Below are 16327 nucleotides of genomic sequence, written 5' to 3'. Positions count from 1 at the left end.
TAAAAAAGACCGGCACATGGCCGGTCTTTTCTTTGTTATAAACCATACTTCGCTTTATACCGCTGGTACAGCTGCGTTTGCTTATTCTCCAGAGGGATCTTCCGGCCCTGTATGAACGCATCGGTGACGAGGTTGCTCCGCATGTCGAGGATATCGCCGCTGCAAAGAACGAGGTTCGCGTCTTTGCCCACCTCGATGGAACCGGTTCGATCCCCGACACCGAGAATGCGCGCGGCATTCAGCGTGATGGCGCTCAGGGCCTCCTCTTTGCTGAGGCCATAGGCGGCCGCGGTGCCGGCGTTGAAGGGAAGGTTGCGGCCGCGCGTCTGCCCGTCTTCGTCGTTGATGGCGAAGAGCACGCCGGCCTTTTGGAGCAGCGCGGGTGTTTTATAGGGCTGGTCCACGTCGTCGTCTTCCAGCGTGGGCAGGCTGTGCATCTGGTTGAGAATAACCGCCACCTTGTTCTGTGCCAGGAGGTCGGCAATCTGCCAGGAATCGGCGCCGCCGACGATCACCATATCGAAACCAAACTCGCGCACAAAGTCGAGGGCCACAAGCATCTGCCGCACGGTGTTCGCGCGCACGAACAGCTTCTTGGATTTATCAAACAGTCCCTGTACCGCTTCGTAGCCAAGGTTCTTCGCATCATGCCCGCCGCTATAGGCCTTTGCGGCGCGGAAGTATTGCTTCATCCCTTCCACCTGCTCGAGTCCCTGCTTCACGGGATCTGCCTCGGGTGCCGCGCCGGGAGCAGCTGCGGCGGCACGGAAGCCACGCGGCCGCGCGATCATCGCCGGGATCGTGATGAAGATGCCGTTGTCGGTCTTGTAAGCCGCATCTTCCCAGTTCCAGGCATCGAGCTGCACTACCGAGGAGTTGCCCGATATCCAGCCGCCCTGGGGCACCACGTGTGCCAGCAGGATGCCGTTGGGCCGCAGCGTGTTGATCACCTTCGAATCGGTATTGTAAGCCACGATAGCGTGCACGCTCGGGTTGGATTCACCGATCTCCTGCGCGTCGGAAGAAGCCCGCACCGAGGGCACTTCCACGAGGCCGAGGTTGGAGTTGCTGAGGATCAGCCCGGGGTAAAGATGCTTGCCGCTGCCGTCGATGACGGTACCGGCGGCGGGAATGCTGTTGCCGATTGCGGTGATCTTCCCGTTCTCGAAGGCCACGCTGGTATGCTCCAGCACCTGCCCGTTGCCCACGTGCACGGTTACGTCGCGGATAACGACGCGGCCTGTTTGCCTCGGCACGGGGTAAATATTTTCCTGTGCCGATGCGCGCGCCAGGAAGAAAAGGGTTGAAAAAAGTATGAGTAGTCGTTTCATGTTTGCGTTTAATAACTGTGAAGAATCTTCGGAGCCAGCGGAAAGAGTCTGCTATGCTCGCGCTGAAGAACCAAAGCGGCCTATTGACCTCCGTCCTCTCCCACCTGGTCGTCGATGGTAAGGAGGCCGTGGCTGTGGTTATGCTCTCCGCAGGTAAGCATCACCTGGTAGCTGGGTTGCGCCGGCACAACCGGTGCGCCGCTGCGCTTCTCGCTGTTCATCTTGCGAATGAGGCGTGCGCGCTCGGCGGCGACGGCGCGGCGCATGGAGCTGTCCTTATCGCGGTCGAAGTATACGGTTCCGTCAACGATGGTGTACAGCGAGCGGGCGTAGATGCTCAGCGGGTTGTCGCTCCACAGCACGAGGTCGGCATCCTTGCCTACGCGGATGGAGCCGGTCTGCCGGTCGATGTGCAGCATCCGCGCCGGGTTGATGGTGACCATCTTCAGGGCGTCCACCTCGCTCATCCCGCCGTACTTGACGCTCTTCGCGGCTTCCTGGTTGAGGCGGCGGGCCATCTCGGCGTCGTCGGAGTTAATGGCCACGTTTAGTCCCACGCGCTGCATCAGCGAGGCATTGTACGGAATGGCATCCACCACTTCCATTTTGTAGTACCACCAGTCGGAGAAGGTCGATGCATTGGCACCATGTGCCTTCATCTTGTCGGCGATCTTATAGCCTTCGAGAATATGCGTGAAGGTGTTGTAGTGGTAGCCCACGCGCTCCGCAACTTTCATCGCGGCGTTGATCTCGCTTTGCACATAGCTGTGGCAGGTGATGAAGCGGCGGTTGTTGAGGATCTCGGCGAGCGCTTCGAGCTCCAGGTCGCGGCGCGGCGCCGTGAGCCCCTTCTTGTTCTTCGCACTGTTGTAGGCCTTCCAGCTGCTGTCGTAGGCTTTGGCACGGGTGAATGCATCTTCAAGCACCTGCTCCACGCCCATGCGGGTATCGGGGTAACGGTTGTTGTTGGAGTTGTTGTTGAGGGTAGCTGCGGATCGCTTTACGTTCTCGCCAAGGGCGAACTTGATAAAGGGATCGGCGCCACGGAACTTGAGCCCTTCGTCGTCGACACCCCAGCGCAGCTTGATCAGCTGCGTCTGCCCGCCGATGGTATTGGCCGAGCCGTGCAGGATGTGCGAGGTGGTCACACCACCACTGAGCTGGCGGTAGATGTTGATGTCGTCGGGCTGCAGGTTGTCGGCGATACGCACTTCAGAGGTGACGCTTTGCCCGCCTTCATTGATCGAAGCGGCGGCGATATGCGAGTGCTCGTCGATGATGCCCGGCGACAGGTGCTTGCCCGTACCGTCGATAACGCGCGCGCCCGCGGGCACGGGCAGGTTCCTGCCGATGCCGGCGATCTTGCCGCCCGCAACCAGCACGTCGGTATTTTGAAGCACGCCCTGGTCGTCGGAGGTCCATACCGTAGTATTACGGATCAGGATGATCTCCTGCTTGGGGCGCGTACTGTCGGTCCAGCCAAAAGGCAGAAACGGGTAGGTAACGGCTCCCAGCGGGCCCTGGGGGCGCTTCACGCGGGCGCTGTCGGCTTTGGTAGGCAGCGCGCCCTGGTAGGTCGCAGTCCAGGTTACGCGGTTTCCTTCGGCGTCGGTACCGGTGCCGCTCCAGGCATCTTCATTCACGATGCCGCTTAGGGCAAGATTGGCGCCGGGCCGGCGCTCGGGAGCCACGTTGATACGCACCTGCCGGCCGTCATAGTAAAAGCGCGAGGTCACGGTGTCCTTGCCGATAAGCGAAGCGCTGTTGTTCTCGCGGAAGTTGAGCGTATATTCCTGCGGCCCCGACGACGAATTGACCACGAGCTTGTAGTTGCCGCGGCGGTCGGTCCAGCTGTCGTCGCGCACCGTGTAGCGTGTTCCCTGCACCCAGTTCTGGTACAGCACCGTCTTCTCGGCAAAGGGAGATCCGGAGGTGACGAGGAAGTTGGCCCACTTACCCGGCTCGAGCGAACCGACCTGGTCGTACACGCCGAGCACCTGCGCGGGTGTTTTCGTCAGGGCATTGAGCGCCGCGGTTTCGCTGAGGCCGTAGTTCATGGCCGTGCGCAGCGCCGCCCAGAAGCCTTTCGGATCGCGGAGGTCGCTGGCCGTAAGGCAGAAAGGGATGCCTGCCTTTTCGAAGGCGGCGGGGTTGGTCGGCGCGAGCTCCCAGTGCTTCATGTCGGCGAGCGATACAAAGCGCGCGTCGTTGGGATCTTCCACGTCCTGCGCCTGGGGGAAGTTGAGCGGGAGGATGTAGGTGGCCTTTGTACCGGCGATCTCGCGGATGCGCTGGTATTCGTTGCCACCACCCTTGATGATGTATTGCACGCCGAACTCGTCGCCGACGCGGTCGGCGCGGATATCGTTCCATTTGTCGCCGGCATCAAAGATCTGCGGAAGCGCCTGCTGCTCGTTCCAGGCCTGCAGCGACAGGTTGACGCCTTCCTTCGCAGGCTTGCCTTTATACCACTGCGCGTCGAGGTAGGTCTGGCGGAGCAGTGCGATGGATCCCATGAGCGAGCTCGGGTACGCCTGTGTGGACGATCCCTTGCTGAAGGAGTAGTTGGCCGAAGCACGCTCGCGGAGCAGCACGGTGTTATCGCGGTCGCTCTTGAGCGTAACGAGTGCGCCGGTGCCGCGGGCGATGCCGTCTTTTACATGCGTCAGCACGGTGCCGAAGCCGAGGTCGCGGAGGCCCTTGGCGGCAGCATCGTTCACCGTAAACTGGCGGAAGGCTTCCTGCTCGGGGTGCACGGCGCCGTTCCAGCCGTAGGCGCCTTTGGTGCTGCTGTTGTACTGTGCCCGCGCGAAGAAGTCGAAGTTGCCCGTGGGGCGCTGCACCGCGGGGAGACCGTAGTCGCTGAAGATGTCGATGAACGACGGATACAGGAACTTGCCTTTGCAGTCGATAACCACGGCACCGGCAGGCGGCGCCGCTGACGGTCCGACGGAGATGATGCGCCCGTCGCGCAGCACGAGCATCGCATCGCTGAGCAGCGTCGTGGCGTCTTTGTAAATACTGGCATGCGTGAGCGCATAGTACTCGGTCTTCGGATCGGCGACGCCGCCAACGGGAAACGTTTCCTGGGCCCGGATGCCGCTACCGGCGGTCATCAGGCAGACCGCCAGGAGGGGTAGTTTTCTCATGTGAAGGATGTTTGAAGTAATTTGTGCGCGCATTGCGGCACGGTGCTAAATATAATCCAGGAGTGGTAAATATTTTCGCCGGAACGAGATAGGGTCATTGCGAGTCAGGAGAAAAGAATTGTCGTTAGGCAAGTCACTACCAGATAGTAATAATTTCAAGGCTCACGAGTTTGCTTCGCTTCGCTCGCAATGACGGCCGCAATGCGTCGAAGCCGCAGTTATCGGCAAACCCCGAAACCGGAAACCGAAAACCCAAAACCGAAAACGTAAAACCGAAAACGTAAACCCCCAAACTTTCTCTATGTCCCTAGCGCAATACATCGACCACACCATCCTGAAGCCGACCACTACCCTCGCCGAGATTGAGAAGGTTTGTGCCGAAGCCATCGAGTACGGCTTTGCCGCGGTGTGCGTTCCTCCTTACTATGTGGCCGAAGCCGCTAGCCGTCTTCGCGGGCAATCGCCGAAGGTGGCAACGGTTGTGGGCTTTCCCTTTGGCTACAGCCACTACAACGCCAAGATCGCGGAGACCGAGCAGGCACTTGCCGACGGCGCCGATGAGATCGACATAGTGATGCACCTCGCCGCGCTCAAGAGCAACGACATGGCCTACCTCGAAACCGAGATCGCGTCGATACTGGTGGCGAAGAAGAACGCGAAGCTGAAGGTGATCGTCGAGAGCGGCATCCTCAGCCAGGAAGAGCTGGTGCGTGTCATCGACCTGTACCGCCACTACCCCATCGACTTCATGAAGACCTCAACCGGCTATGCCGAAAAGGGCGCTACGCTGGAAGCCGTGCAGATCATGCGTGTAGGGCTTCCCGAAAACATCCAGATCAAGGCATCGGGCGGCATCCGCGACCACGTCTTTGCCCAGCAGCTCGTCGACGCGGGCGCAACACGCCTCGGCTGCAGCGCGGGCGTAGCGATTGTTAAAGGTGAAGGGAGTGGGCAACCGGGAGGCTACTGATCCGCATCTGAGAGAAGGGTTCAGAAAGGTTTAGATAGGTTCAGAGTGGTTGGAATGAAACCGTCATTCCGGGGAAGGCGGCGTGAAGCGCCGCCTGACGAAGCAATCCCTTCCGGGCTGACTCTGAAGTCCTATGATGCATGTAGCGTATCCCGAAAAAGATTGCTTCGCTGCCCTCCGGGCGTCTCGCAATGACGACATAAATGAATTTACCTTTGAAATCATTCCCGCTAACTCCGCCATTATGAAATACCTGCCCTTCCTCATCCTGCTGTTTGCCTTTTCCGCCGCTTCGGCGCAAACGGGCGTCGTGGTGCATAAAGACCCCCGGGTCGACCTGCTCGCGAAGCGCCAGAGCCAGATCAACGTGGCGGTGCGCAAGGCTTCCTCGCATACGGCCCAGGGATTCCGCCTCCTCATCGTGAGCACCACCGACCGGCAGGAAGCGATCAACGCGAAGTCGAAAATCTATACGCTCTACCCCGAGCTGAAGGCCTACCTCTCCTACCAGAGCCCCTATTACAAGCTGAAGGCCGGCAACTTCAAGACGCGTGCCGAGGCCGAGAACTACCGTAAATCACTCAACAGCCAGTTCGCCAAGGGCGTCTATATCATCAACGACGTGGTGGAGCTGAAGGCCGAGAAGGAAACGGTCGAGATCGAGGACTGACCCGCAGATCGCGCGGATAACACGGATCGAATAGCCGGTGTCACATAGTCACGGAAAACGGTGCAGTGGCATCGCAAGTGATTTATCTGCGCTATCTGCGTTATCCGCATGCCTAACTTTGCGCCATGCTCCAGGATTCCATTAAGCGATTAGCCAGCCAATACGCCCCCGAATACATCAAGGTGCGCCGCCACCTGCACGCACACCCCGAGCTGAGCTACGAGGAATACGAAACATCGGCCTATGTGCAGGAAAAGCTGAAGGCCCTCGGCATCCCCGTGACCGTACTGGCGCAGACCGGCGTCATCGGCGTTATCGAGGGACGCAATCCCGGGAGCCGCACTGTGGCGCTCCGCGCCGATATGGACGCGCTGCCCATCACCGAGGAAAACGACGTTCCCTATAAATCGAAACGCCCCGGCGTCATGCACGCCTGCGGCCACGACGTGCACACGACCTGCCTGCTCGGCGCGGCGCGGATCCTCAGCGAAACGAAAGGCGACTGGGAAGGCACCGTCAAGCTGCTCTTCCAGCCCGGCGAGGAGCGCAATCCCGGAGGTGCCTCGCTGCTGATCAAGGAAGGGGCGCTGCAGAACCCGGCGCCCGCGCGGATCTACGGGCTCCATGTCAACCCGCAACTGGAGGTAGGCCTCGTGTCATTCCGAGGTGGCAAGGTGATGGCTTCGGCAGATGAATTATACATCAGCATCAAAGGACCGGGCGGCCACGCCGCGGCGCCCAACTGGACCGTCGACACGATCCTGGTCGCGTCGCATATCGTGGTGGCGCTCCAGCAGGTCATCAGTCGCAACAATCACCCGCTGTCGCCGTCGGTGCTCACGATCTCGGCGTTCAATGGCGGCTATACCACCAACGTCATTCCTTCGGAAGTGAAGCTGATGGGCACCTTCCGCGCGATGGACGAAGAGTGGCGCTTCAAGGCCCACGACATCATCCGCCGTATTATTACGGGTACCGCCGAAGCCATGGGTGCGCAGGCCGACGTGCATATCGACGTGGGCTATCCTACGGTATACAACAACGAGGCCCTCAGTGCCGATGCGCGCACGCTTGCCGAAGGCTACCTTGGTGCGGAGCGGGTGCAGGAAACCGAGATCCGCATGGGTGCCGAAGACTTCGGCTACTACTCGCAGGTGATCCCGGGCTGCTTCTACCGCCTCGGCACGGCCAACAAGGCAAAGGGCATCACCGCCGGTGTGCATACGCCCAACTTCAACATCGACGAAAGCGCCATCGAAACCGGCGTGGGACTGATGGCGCTGTTTGGCGCACTGGGCTGATGCTGCGTCGATCGGGAAGCGTCCATCGTGAATGTGTTCGGGAATCGTAAACGGCAAGCGACAATGCCCCCCAAAAGAAATCCTCCTAAGAAAACTGTCTCCTCAAGGAGCGACGCAAAGACGCCGCGTGCCGGTTCCAAACCGGCAGCACGAAAGCCGGCGCGTAAATCCAAAGCGAAGCCGCGAACCTGGACGCGCTGGATCCTCCCGGCGCTTTCCCTTGCAGCCGTTGTGTATGCCGTCGTACGCATTCTCGCGTATTACTCCAACGAGCAGGAGCGCGCGCTGCATGGCCCCATCGAAGCGCATCCCGCCACGGCACGCGCCAAGGTGCTCGAGAGCACGGGCAGCCGCCGCAAGCGCGTGCACTATGAATTCCTGTACAAAGGCATCGTGTACGAAAAGTGGCAGAGCGACTACGACGGCATCTTCCGCGTACACCGCTGCTACGAAGTGCGCCTCGACAGCACGAACCCGATGCGCTCCTTCCTGGTGGACGGCAGCGAGGGCGCCTGTGCTGAATAACTCCCGGCCCACTTGTAGAAATACGGTCAGCGCTTCACAAAGGGCAGCGTTGCTTCCCCGGCGCCCAGCACACGCAGCCAATACAGGCCCGCGGGCAACCCGTCGATCCCGATGCGGTACTGGAAGGGACCGGCGGTGCCGCTCCTGTTTTCACTGCGGAGCAGGATGCCGGCACTGTTGCGGACCTCGAGCGTCACACGGGTAGACATGGCCAGTTGCCCTTCGAGCAGGATAAAGGAAGCAGCCGGGTTGGGTGAGAGCTTCCAGCCTGCGCCGGTCATCGTGCCCAGCTGGCGCACATCCGAATAGGCTTCCCGGGCAAGCTCCACAACCTTGATGCGGTACCAGGCAACACGTTCGTTTCCCTGCACGCCATCGTCGCGGTGCGTGTACACCCACAGCCCCGGCGCGGCATCCACCGTTGCGATGGGCTGGTAGCGCCGGCCATCATCGGAGCGTTCCACAACAAACTGGCGCAGGTCGTCGCTGGCGCTTACCTCCCAGGACAGCTGCGCGCCGTCAGAAGCGGGCGTCGCGGTGAAGCGGATAAAGTCGGCGGAGGGCACATAGCCGTTGTTGGCGATAAGATCGGATAGCGCTGCCACGTAGGCGGCCTGGTTGGAGATCGACGGCTCGGTAATGACGTAGCTGGTCTCGTTGGTATTGTTCGAACGATTCCAGTCGGTGTTCCAGTCTTTATAGGCCTTCAGCGCCGGCTGCCCGAAAGGCGGTGTGATGGTACTTACGGCATAGTCCTGGTTGCAGCCGCCCGTGAGGTAGCCCGGCGGGGGGCCGTAGATCGACGTCAGCGCATCGTCCCAATCGGAGCCGTCGCGGAACCAGGCATGGCTGATCTGGTTGGCGCAGCGATCGCCCCCGTAGTTATACATATTGGTCAGCATCAGCAGGCCAAGCGCATTAACACCATGCAGGTAGTGCAGGTAGGCTTCACCGGTTTCCTTGTATTTGTCTCCTCTTGCCGGGTTGATACCGAAGTTGTACGCGTCGAAATTGTTCATGGCGGCGTTGCACTTGCTGCGGTTGCTGCCCCAGGCATAGTCGCCGCTGGGCATGAAGGAGCGATACAGGTCCGTGCCATTGTCGTAGTCGCTGATGCTGAGCGATCCGTCCTGCTCGGCCTTGTAGAGGCGAATGGCCGCCGCCACCGATTCCGTGGCAAAGGGAGCACCGGGTGTCGGCGGCGTCGTGGGCAGCGCGGCGTAGCGGAGCAATGCCTTTTGCACGACGGGGAAATAGGGTCCCCAATAACCGGCGGCGAAGGGGTAAGTACTTCCGTAGTTCGCATCGATGTAGGCCTTGTATTCGGGTGCCCCGGTGGCTTCGTAGAGGTACACGGCGGCCGCGAACACCATGTTGCGCTGGCTTTGCACCGGCAGGTCGGCATCGCCTGCCTTGACGGTCTGGTCGTCGCAGGTAGTGTTGAAGTTGCTTGCGAAGCCGCGGGTGACCACAGAGGCGCGGCTCCAGGCGTCTTTCGCGCGTTGCAGGAGGTCGTCGGCGTAGGTGGTCCAGCTGCCGCCGAGGCCTCGGTAAACGGTCGAGGACAGCGCGAAGACGGCCGCGCCGCAGATGGTAGCCGAGGTGCATTCACCCACGTAATATCGCGGGTTGTTATCGGCACTGGCGGGGCTGGCGGAGTTCCAGGAGATCACACCCACTTTCAGGAAAAGGCCGCGTGTGCTGCCGGTGGCATCCTGCATCCGCTTGTACCAGTCCACTTCCCATTTGACTTCGTCGAGTACGTCGGCAACGCCATTGCCCGACTCGGGGATACCATTGTTGTCGCCGAATACGGAAGGATGGCTGCGGTACGCCTCGAGCAGGGGCAACACGGCTTCGGCGGCAAAGGTTGTGTACTTGTTGTAATCGCCGGCATCCATCCAGCCGCCACTGAGGTCTTTCGGATCGTTATTGTCGAGCGAGCGTGCCGAGCGATCCTGACCCGCGCCTTCGAAGGCGGCGCCATCGGCCCAGCGGATATCGGCAAAGGGTGGCTGCTTCGCGTAGTTGATGCGCTGGTAGAAGAACACGCGGAGCGCTTGCCGCAGCGCCTCGTTGTATACGCTACCGCTGATCGTAAACGGGTAGGAGCTCACGTTGTTGACACTGTCGTAGATGTAGTAGGTGCCGGGGGTTGTTACGGCGCTGAAGTCGAACCACCAGCCCTTGTCGCCACTCTGGCTATGCGTGGCACCCCCGTTCCACTGTAGGAGCGTTCCGGAATACACAAGGCTGTTGTCGCCGCGGCGACGCACCTGGAAGGCATCGCTGCCGGTGCCCGGGCGGTAGCCGCCTTCGCTGGCAAAATTGAAGCCGGCAACGGGGCGTGTGATCACAGCCACCTTGCGGGCCGCGGGGTAATAGCCGAACTGGTCGATCTTGATGTTGTTGCTGGGGTTGCCCGGCTGGGCATGGACGTGATGAAAGCTGCTTAACAGGAAGCAGAGGAAGGTGTAGGTTTTCCAGCGCATGAGGTATTGGTTTATGACGGACGAAAGAAGTACTCGTATGCGCACAAACCTTGGTCCATGTGTTGCCCATCAGCAAAAACTTTCTTTGGAAAATGTCGCGTACGCGCAACAGCCGCGCTGCCTGCTCAGCCCTGTTGCAGCAACCAGCGGATGATCCCGGGATCCGCTTCGGGGCGCGCCCATTCGAGCAAGGTTCGTCCCTGCCACACAACATGCGGATCGGCACCGTGTTGCAGCAGCAACTGAACAACCGGAAGTGAGCCCGGCGCTCTTTGTTGTGTAAGTGCGTACGGACCGGTAAGGGCAAAGTAGAGTGGCGGTGCGCCATCATTGCTCCGCGCATTCGGGTCGGCGCCGAGCTGTAGCAGGCGCGCCACAAGCTGTGGCTGGTTGCGGTAGCAGGCCCAGTGCAGGGCGCAGTGCCCGTCGCGGTCGCGGAGCGAAATGTCGGCGCCGTTGTCGAGCAGTAGCTGCGCGGCTTCATAGTTCCAGGTGAGCAGGGCCAGCATCAATGCGCTGTTGCCGCGCGCGTCCGTGCCATTGATGTTGGCGCCCCGCCGCAGTAGCCGGGTGATGCGCTGCCCGTCGCCGGCCCTGGCAGCGCGGAGTAGTGGCTGCGTGTTGGCGGACCTGAGTGATGCGCGCTGCGCGGCGATCCAATCAGTGAAGTTGTCGTGCACTGATGTGAGCTCTTCGCCCGTTGCGCGCACAACCTGTGTGCTGATACTATGCACCAGGAGCTCGTCGCCAGAAGCGCTGCGGCCGAAGGGCAGCCACTGCGGGTCTTCTCCTCTTGCCAGGCGCTCGCGGTAGCGCTCCAGCACCGCGGCACGCGGGTAGGCGTTCCAGTCGGCAAAGGCATTCGCCTGCGGGCGCCGCGCCAGGAAGCGCCGCAGCGCGGGCGGCAGCGGCGCCGGTAGCAGCGCCTCGAGCTCGATGAGGGACTTGGGAAGGAACACGGGGCAAAGAAAAAGAGAAGACCACAAAGCGCGAAAGAAAGGACGCATCCGGAAAGATGACTGCAGATGCGAAGGACCCTTACCGTTTGCCTACATCGGCTCGTGGAAGATATACTGTTTATCAAATACGATCTCTTCCTCTCGATACAGGCGTACCAATTCATCAGGAAACGATTCGTTGCGGTGATGCTTCTGCTGATTCTGTATATACGTGGCTACTGCCGGCACATCGCGGCGGCTGACGTTGAATGCGCCATAGCCCTCCTGCCACTGAAAATGCGACCTGCAGAATTGTTGCTCATTGATCCAACGGCTGGAATCGGCCTTTACGATCCGCATGATATCGGAGAGCCGGCAATTGGGCCTCGACTCGAACAGGATGTGCATATGATCGGGCATGCTGTTGATCTGCAGCAGGCGAAGGCCCTGGTTGCTGAAGACGCCCGTGACGTAGCGGTGCAGGTACTCGCGCCAATCGGGCAGGATCAATGCCTGCCGGTATTTGACCGCCGTCACAACATGTATGGGCATTTGCGAATAGGTATTGGCCATGACATTGTTTTGGTCCAAAGCTCTCCGAAGCCTGCCAGCTAGCCCGGTGAAATCACACAGAATATCCAGGGAAAATAAATACAGACGGATGCTGTTTTTCCCATCGGGAGCTTCGGGCGTACGAACCCAATTGCGTTGATAAATGCGGGCTTCGGGAGAACGGACTCCGGAAGACCGCGAGCTTTCGCACGCTGGCTGACGTTCCGCTTCTTGCCGGGCGTAAGGTGCCGCTCCTCCGGAGCGGGCCGGGGATACCCGGATGCTCCCCATTTCCCGGGTCTGCGACCCGGGCTACAGACAGGGCGCCCCTACGGAGCGCTTTTCAATGGTACGTTATGAGCAGCGGGCCGGTCAACAAGATTTCACCGTCTATGTTTGATTTTGTCCCGGCTGCTGTTCTATCTCGATGCCAGGCCTGGTGTTCGACGCGTACTGATAGACCAAAACTTCGGTAGCCGGCTATTCGGCCCATCAGCGAATGCTGCGCTGCCAGCGCGCTCCGTAGCACCGTAATCGGTTGCTGCCGCTGTTGCACAGCCATTACGAACGGAATAAATTCAGCAGTGCTCCGTAGGAGCGCGATCGCTGAAGTCTTCGGTTATCCATCCGCGAATGCTGCATACCAGGCGCTCCGTAGGAGCGCAATGTCTGTAGCCGCCGGTCCTGGACCGGCGGGCAATGCGACGTCATTGGGTTCAGCGCGCTCCGGAGGAGCGCAACCTTACGCAGACAGGGCAAGGGCCTGTTGATGGACAGGCGTAAGGTGCCGCTCCTCCGGAGCGGGTGGATCTGCAATATGCTTCACACCCCGGGCCTACAGCCAGGGCTACAGAAAGGTCGCCCCTATGGGGCTGGATCCGCAGCACCCGGGCAAAAAAATGGGCTGCGTCATCTGCAGCCCAACTAAAACAAATTCGCTCGGCCTATCCCGCTTCCCCAACCGACGCAGCTGTTGCTTTATCGTACGCATCCACCGTCGCCATTAGTTTCGACGCATGCTCGTACAGGTCGTTGGGACCAGCGATCTCTACCCGCTCCTCTTTGTCACCGTGAAAGAAAGAAACAAACTTCCGTTTCCCATTGAAATGAAGCCGGCAAACAGGCTTTCGATTGTTATCATCCAGCAAGATGCCGAAGTAGCTCTGTTGATCCCGATGGGCGATCCGCGCGACTTTAATTTTAGCGCATAGTATAGCCCGGACGATGTAAAATGCCTCCATTTCTTCTGCAGTCGTCTGCACCTTCGATGCCGGTTCCACAGCACTGGCTTCTTCTTTCTCGATCTCTTCTACGATTTGCTGCTCCGTTGCCAGAGCCGTCTTAAGCCGCTCGCTGATGGCATCATTGACGTATTGCTGGAAAGTCCGCTTCACAAGCCCGCGGAATTGGTCGAGCACCTTCGGCGTAACAATCGAAGCATATACCGACTTGGCGAAATAACGCACGAAGTCGTCCGCCGGTTCGCTGAGTTCTTTTACGATCAGCGAGCGCAGCTCAGACATATACTTCAGCTCGCTCGCAGTATTGATGATGCTCTCGAGGTTAAAATAACTCTTATGAAACTCTTTTAGCTTCTCGACCTGCACCTCCCGGATGTCATCGATACGAAATTCGAAGAATGGCTTTTCGTCCATCTTATTGGCTTCTACCATGTCAGTGTAGAAGCGGTACACGATGCCATTTGTCAGGATGCCAAACTTGGCGCTTGTTGTATGGAAATAGCGAAATAATTGGCTATTGTGCGGATTCAGGTCGGCCGACCAGTGCTTACATTCAATCAGGATAATAGGTGCGCCATCACGCATAATGGCATAGTCAACCTTCTCCCCTTTTTTGATCCCGATGTCGGCAACAAATTCCGGGACAAGCTCCAACGGATTGAACACATCATAGCCCAAAGCCTGGATGAACGGCATGATAAATGCATTCTTGGTGGCTTCTTCGGTGGCGATGTGGTCCTTCATTTTAAGCACTCGCTCACCGAGTGCTTTTACTTGATCTTTGAAATCCATATTGTTGGTTTTAGTTGGAAAGTTCGTAGTAAACCGAAACGTAACAGCCGTCGGGCCCAACCACAAAGTAGAAAAAGCATTCGAGAATATGACCGTATTTCTACTATATTATACAAACTCTTAGCGGCGACAGCAACGCCATGACCCTCCTGCCGGAACCAGGATCGTTTGCGGGAAATACCAATTGTATCCTTGCGCAGCAAGCTTACAGGCTCACCCAAGCGAGATAAAAATTCAATGTTCCTTTAATACACCATCTGCAGCACGGCGGGCGGCACATTCCTGCCATCCGCGTTGTGCTGGAGGCGTATCAGGCAGCCGGCGGCAGCCGCGCCGGTAGCAGCGCCTTGAGCTCGATGAGGGACTTGGGAAGGAACACGGGGCAAAGATGCGGGATACGGGCCATCCGAGCCCATCCCCCCGACGCTACTATTGCGACTGAAGCCGCAGCACTCCTATTATCCCTTCAGGTACGCTTCGAGCTTTCCCTTCGCCTCTGCATCCGCCAGCTTCTTCAGCTCACCCTTCGGCTTGATCGACTGCTCCTGGCAGTAGGCGAGCACCGCGCGCACGGTGGCGAGCTTCACCGCGGCCTCGTCATCTTTCTGCGCGGGATGGTCGAGGCAGAAGCGGGTCATAGCCGCGAGGTACACGCCGAGCATCCCTTTGCGGGCATCTTCGATTTTGGAGGCGGTTGCGTCGATGTTGAAGTGGTAGTCGGGTGTTCCGCTCATCCAACGCATCAGGTACTGGAGTGCATGCAGGTACTCGAGGTCCTTGTCGTTGATGGGCGTGCTGAGCACATAACTGGCGGCCGTCTTCGCGAGGCCGTTGGCGCTTTCGTTGTAGTCGGATTTTACTTCGAGCTTGACGGAGGCATACTCGGCGCTGTGCTGGGCCTGGAGGCTGCTTGCGAGCAGGATGCCGGAGAGGAGGACAACTAGTCTTTTCATGAGTGGTTCAGGTTTTAGATCAGGTTAGCGACAAGATAGAGCTTTCTTCCAAAAACACAAATGGCGGGCAACCCCAAAAGCCGCCCCCTTCGCGCGGCCCGCTTCTGGTAAAACCGGACCTTTGCGGCACCAACTATGGAAGATCCCCGTGTCCCGGAAATACAACCCGGCGCTGTGGCCGAAGTGCCGCGCGTCATCCCCAGGCACCTGAAGCGCATGCGGCTCGCCGTCTCGGCCTTTTATTTCGGCCAGGGCATCGCCTTCGCCTCCTGGGCCAGCCGCATCCCCGACATCAAAGCCCACCTGCAGCTCTCCGACGCCGGCCTCGGCTCCATCCTGCTGGCGCTGCCGCTCGGGCAACTCTGCACGATGCCCGTATCGGGGCGCCTCGTGCATCGCTTCGGGAGCCGACGCGTGCTCACCGCCGCTGCTCCCTTCTACGTGGTGGCACTGTCGCTCATCGGCCTCGTGCAGCATCCCTGGCAGCTGGCGCTGTGCCTCTTCTTCTTCGGCATCACCGGCAACATGGCCAACATTGCCGTCAACACGCAGGGCGTTGAAGCGGAGAAGCTGTATCCCCGTCCCATCATGACCTCCTTCCACGGCGCCTGGAGCATCGCCGGCTTCACCGGTGCGCTCGTCGGGCTCCTCCTCGTGAACCTCCACTGGCAACCGCTCCCCCACTTCCTGCTCATAGCCGCCCTTGTGTGGGTCAATACGGCGCTCAACAACGGGGCACTCGTGCGGGGCATGCCGCCGGATGCCGCTGCCGAAAAGAAACCTCTCTTCCGCAAGCCATCGGGAACGCTGCTGCAACTCGGGCTCATTGCTTTTTGCTGCATGGCCACCGAGGGTTGTATGTTCGACTGGAGCGGCGTCTACTTCCGCGACATCGTGCAGGCAGGGCCGCGCCTAGCGGTGCTGGGCTATGCCTCCTTTATGGTGATGATGGCCACGGGCCGCTTCCTCGGCGACCGCGTCATTGCCCGCGTGGGGCGGCGCAGCATCCTCCGCGCCAACGGGCTCATCATCTCCTGCGGTATGGCGCTGGCCGTTGCCTTTCCTTACCTGCTCCCGGCCGCACTTGGCTTCATGCTCGTGGGCATCGGCGTGAGCACCGTCATCCCCTCCCTGTACAGCATCGCCGGCCGCAGCGCCGAAGGCTCCGCCGCCGGACTTGCGATTGCCACGGTGTCGAGCGTCGGCTATTTCGGCTTCCTCATGGGCCCGCCGCTCATCGGGTACATCTCGCAGCTGTCGAGCCTCCGGGTGAGCCTCAGCGTCATCGGGTGCTTCGGGGTGGTGGTGTTTGTGCTGGTGAGTAAGCTGCGCGTAGTGGAGTGAGGCGCTGCCCGGCGATTTGCGGCACGCAGATAACGCGGATAACGCAGATAAGAAACTGCTGTTCGAACG

The 16327-nt window shown here is 59.8% G+C and carries 12 protein-coding genes; 5 read left to right on the top strand and 7 right to left on the bottom strand.

The window, feature by feature from the left end; translation table 11 throughout:
• Positions 1-35 precede the first annotated feature (35 nt).
• Entirely contained in the window at positions 36-1331 is a 1296-nt protein-coding gene (locus ACYU7Z_RS16745) for an amidohydrolase family protein (RefSeq protein ID WP_460572559.1), read from the bottom strand.
• An 80-nt stretch (positions 1332-1411) separates the two neighbouring features.
• On the bottom strand, positions 1412-4480 hold the full coding sequence (locus ACYU7Z_RS16740) for an amidohydrolase family protein (protein ID WP_460572557.1): 3069 nt from the start codon (positions 4478-4480) through the stop codon (positions 1412-1414).
• 301 nt (positions 4481-4781) lie between these two features.
• Here ACYU7Z_RS16740 and deoC point away from each other — a divergent pair, with 301 nt between their 5' ends.
• The 4 genes from deoC to ACYU7Z_RS16720 all read left to right on the top strand — a co-directional run bounded on the left by deoC (position 4782) and on the right by ACYU7Z_RS16720 (position 7946).
• Positions 4782-5450: a 2-deoxyribose-5-phosphate aldolase gene (gene deoC, locus ACYU7Z_RS16735; protein ID WP_460572555.1), complete on the top strand. Its 669-nt coding sequence runs from the start codon at positions 4782-4784 to the stop codon at positions 5448-5450.
• Positions 5451-5694: 244 nt separating this feature from the next.
• Complete coding sequence (locus ACYU7Z_RS16730; protein ID WP_460572553.1) at positions 5695-6120, top strand: SPOR domain-containing protein; 426 nt, start codon at positions 5695-5697, stop codon at positions 6118-6120.
• Positions 6121-6245: 125 nt separating this feature from the next.
• Positions 6246-7421 (top strand): M20 metallopeptidase family protein, encoded by a 1176-nt coding sequence (locus tag ACYU7Z_RS16725; protein WP_460572551.1) that lies wholly within the window; start codon positions 6246-6248, stop codon positions 7419-7421.
• A gap of 231 nt (positions 7422-7652) precedes the next feature.
• Positions 7653-7946, top strand: a complete 294-nt coding sequence (locus ACYU7Z_RS16720; protein ID WP_460572549.1) for a hypothetical protein — start codon at positions 7653-7655, stop codon at positions 7944-7946.
• A 26-nt stretch (positions 7947-7972) separates the two neighbouring features.
• Here ACYU7Z_RS16720 and ACYU7Z_RS16715 read toward each other — a convergent pair whose 3' ends face one another.
• From ACYU7Z_RS16715 to ACYU7Z_RS16695, 5 genes are all read right to left on the bottom strand, one after another.
• Positions 7973-10438 (bottom strand): glycoside hydrolase family 9 protein, encoded by a 2466-nt coding sequence (locus ACYU7Z_RS16715; RefSeq protein WP_460572547.1) that lies wholly within the window; start codon positions 10436-10438, stop codon positions 7973-7975.
• A 125-nt stretch (positions 10439-10563) separates the two neighbouring features.
• Positions 10564-11397: an ankyrin repeat domain-containing protein gene (locus ACYU7Z_RS16710; RefSeq protein WP_460572545.1), complete on the bottom strand. Its 834-nt coding sequence runs from the start codon at positions 11395-11397 to the stop codon at positions 10564-10566.
• A gap of 90 nt (positions 11398-11487) precedes the next feature.
• Positions 11488-11949 carry an IS200/IS605 family transposase gene (gene tnpA / locus ACYU7Z_RS16705; protein ID WP_460572543.1) on the bottom strand — a complete coding sequence of 154 codons (462 nt, stop codon included), beginning with the start codon at positions 11947-11949 and terminating at the stop codon, positions 11488-11490.
• A gap of 923 nt (positions 11950-12872) precedes the next feature.
• Positions 12873-13961 (bottom strand): type I restriction endonuclease, encoded by a 1089-nt coding sequence (locus ACYU7Z_RS16700; RefSeq protein ID WP_460572541.1) that lies wholly within the window; start codon positions 13959-13961, stop codon positions 12873-12875.
• Positions 13962-14419: 458 nt separating this feature from the next.
• On the bottom strand, positions 14420-14914 hold the full coding sequence (locus ACYU7Z_RS16695; protein ID WP_460572539.1) for a hypothetical protein: 495 nt from the start codon (positions 14912-14914) through the stop codon (positions 14420-14422).
• Between the two features lie 135 nt (positions 14915-15049).
• On the opposite strand from ACYU7Z_RS16695, the gene ACYU7Z_RS16690 reads away from it, so the two are divergent.
• Positions 15050-16258 (top strand): MFS transporter, encoded by a 1209-nt coding sequence (locus tag ACYU7Z_RS16690; RefSeq protein ID WP_460572537.1) that lies wholly within the window; start codon positions 15050-15052, stop codon positions 16256-16258.
• Positions 16259-16327: the final 69 nt, after the last annotated feature.

This window comes from Flaviaestuariibacter terrae (assembly GCF_054777635.1).
The sequence above is the reverse complement of the archived record's forward strand: the minus strand, read 5'-3'. Positions and strand labels throughout refer to the sequence as shown.